This is a genomic window from Peribacillus sp. NPDC056705 (assembly GCF_043656335.1).
Window position 1 is genome coordinate 1 of record NZ_JBHTYI010000101.1, and the last position, 2,528, is coordinate 2,528.

The 2,528-nt window shown below is 50.9% G+C and carries 3 protein-coding genes; all 3 read left to right on the plus strand.

Features of this window, described 5'->3' with window-relative positions:
- A partial coding sequence (locus ACFRAK_RS27695; RefSeq protein ID WP_394572989.1) for a YitT family protein occupies positions 1–214 on the plus strand: 214 nt, incomplete at its 5' end.
- Positions 215–561: 347 nt separating this feature from the next.
- Positions 562–1,617: an N-acetyl-gamma-glutamyl-phosphate reductase gene (gene argC / locus ACFRAK_RS27700; RefSeq protein WP_394572991.1), complete on the plus strand. Its 1,056-nt coding sequence runs from the start codon at positions 562–564 to the stop codon at positions 1,615–1,617.
- Between the two features lie 20 nt (positions 1,618–1,637).
- On the plus strand, positions 1,638–2,528 hold an 891-nt coding region (gene argJ, locus ACFRAK_RS27705), incomplete at its 3' end, for a bifunctional glutamate N-acetyltransferase/amino-acid acetyltransferase ArgJ (RefSeq protein WP_394572990.1).

The following is a 2,528-nucleotide window of genomic DNA, read 5'->3' on the forward strand; positions in this document are numbered from 1 at the left end:
GGCCATATTGGAGGATCTGGATCGGGGGCTCACGAAGCTGACGGCAGAGGGCGGATACACCGGTGAACATCGAACGGTGCTGATGGTCGTCGTGGGGCAGAGTGAGATTCCGCGGCTGAAGACCTTGGTCCAGTCCGTAGACCCGAATGCATTCGTTATCATCAGCAATGCCCATGAGGTGCTGGGTGAAGGTTTTCGAAATATTAAAATCTAAGGAGCAATTTGCCTTTAGATGAAAGGGCAGCGCGAGTGCGCTGTCTTTTTTTTGCGTATAAGGGATTGATTGCTGATAACACGGTGAATAATTCTTTATTTTTTGGCTAAAGGGCCTATAATTATAAATGAATGAAGAATGAGTTTATTTTGCTCGCTAAAATAACCCAAATTGTAATAATGCATTGTATTTATATGAATACGGTCGTATAATAATACATATTTAAGAGACGGATTTGAAGTTGTTCACTATCCGCTGCGATGGTGTTAATTAATTGAATACATGAATGGGATGACGGACCTTGTTTAAGGTCCTTTAACCGTTCTGTGGGGAGAGGAATGAACGAAATGACGAGTACAGCAACAGTGAGAGTAGCGATTGTCGGATCTACGGGATACGGCGGGGTGGAGTTGATCCGTTTGCTGCAGGCGCATCCGCAGGTAGAGATAACATCGGTCATATCTTCATCCAGTGCAGGCGTACCGATATCGGATGGCTTTCCGCATCTGACGAACATTATCAAGCGGGACCTGGATGGTGTAGAACCGGCGGAGATTGCCAAGGTAGCTGATGTGGTATTTGCAGCGACGCCTTCCGGTGTTAGCGCGAAGCTGGTACCCGATCTGCTGAATGCAGGTTTGAAAGTCATCGATTTGTCAGGCGATTTCCGTCTGAAGGACGGGTCTGTATATGAACAATGGTATAAACACCCCGCTCCAAGTGCTGAGCTGCTTGAACAGGCTGTGTATGGTTTATGCGAAGTGTTCGGGGAAGAAGTGAAGGATGTTGATTTTATCTCCAATCCGGGCTGTTATCCGACGGCAACACTGCTCGGACTAATTCCGGCAATCCAAGCGGGCTGGATTGATCCTGCCTCACTGATCATCGATGCCAAGTCGGGTGTGTCCGGATCAGGACGGGGCACGAGTCTGACGGCGCATTATGCCGAGATTAACGAGAACTTTAAGGCGTATAAGGTGAATAAGCATCAGCATATCCCGGAAGTCGAGCAGGTATTAACGCGTGTGACCGGGGAGCCGGTTACCGTAACCTTCACTACCCACCTCGTTCCGATGACTCGAGGAATCATGACGACGATGTATGCCACACTGAAGGGCTCTTATACCGAAGATGATTTTATTGAATTGTATCGTGAACATTTCCAGGGTCGTCCATTCGTAAGAATCCGGGATAAAGGGATATGGCCGGCCACGAAGGAAGTTAGCGGCTCCAATTATTGTGATATCGGATTTGCGGTAGATTCGCGTACGAATCGAGTGACCATTATATCGGTGATTGATAACGTGGTGAAGGGTGCGGCCGGCCAGGCGATCCAGAACCTGAACTTGATGATGGGATGGGAGGAGAGCCTCGGACTTACGTTTACACCGATTTATCCGTAAGCGCTTGAGGATACACACACATGGGAGACAATCAATTTACGATTATTGATGGGGGCAGCATCATAACGCCTCGAGGTTTCAAGGCAGCTGGTCTGCACTGTGGATTGAAGAAGACGGATCGCAACGATCTGGGTATTATTTTGTGCGATGTTCCAGCCGTAGCGGCGGCTGTATATACAACGAATCTTGTGCAAGCTGCACCGCTGAAGATTACGCGCGAGAGCCTGCAAGACGGCAAGCTGCGTGCGATAGTGGTGAATAGCGGCAACGCGAATGCCTGCACAGGCACACAAGGGGAAGAGGACGCCTATACGATGCGTTCCAGTGCTGCAGCACGTATTGGCATCGATGCACAGGATGTGGCGGTAGCCTCGACGGGAGTCATCGGAGAACTGCTTAAGATGGATCGGGTAACGACAGGGATCGTGAATCTGCCTGCGCAGCTTCGTGGGGATAGCGAGGGAGCGGAAGCGTTCAGCCAAGCCATCCTAACCACCGATCTAGTGAAAAAAGAAGCCTGCGTCACCGTACAAGTCGGCGAGCAGCAGGTTACCATTGCAGGTGCAGCGAAGGGGTCCGGCATGATTCATCCGAACATGGCGACCATGCTCGGCTTCATGACCACCGATGCAGTCATCCGGCATGACGCGCTGCAATTGCTGCTGCGTCAGACGACGAACCTGACTTTTAACATGATTACGGTGGACGGCGATACGAGCACGAACGATATGCTGGTAGCCATGGCCAGCGGACTTGCGGACAATGAAGAATTGTCGCCGGAGCATCCGGACTGGGAAGCGTTCGCTGCCGGGTTCCATTACGTATGCCAGCAGCTTGCGATGGCGATTGCGCGTGATGGCGAAGGCGCCTCGCGTCTGATTGAAGTGCGTGTGCACGGAGCGGAATGTGAT

Excerpts from the sequence above, each read along its gene's own strand:
- argC (WP_394572991.1), top strand. The coding sequence starts at position 562 with ATGACGAGTACAGCAACAGTGAGAGTAGCGATTGTCGGATCTACGGGA.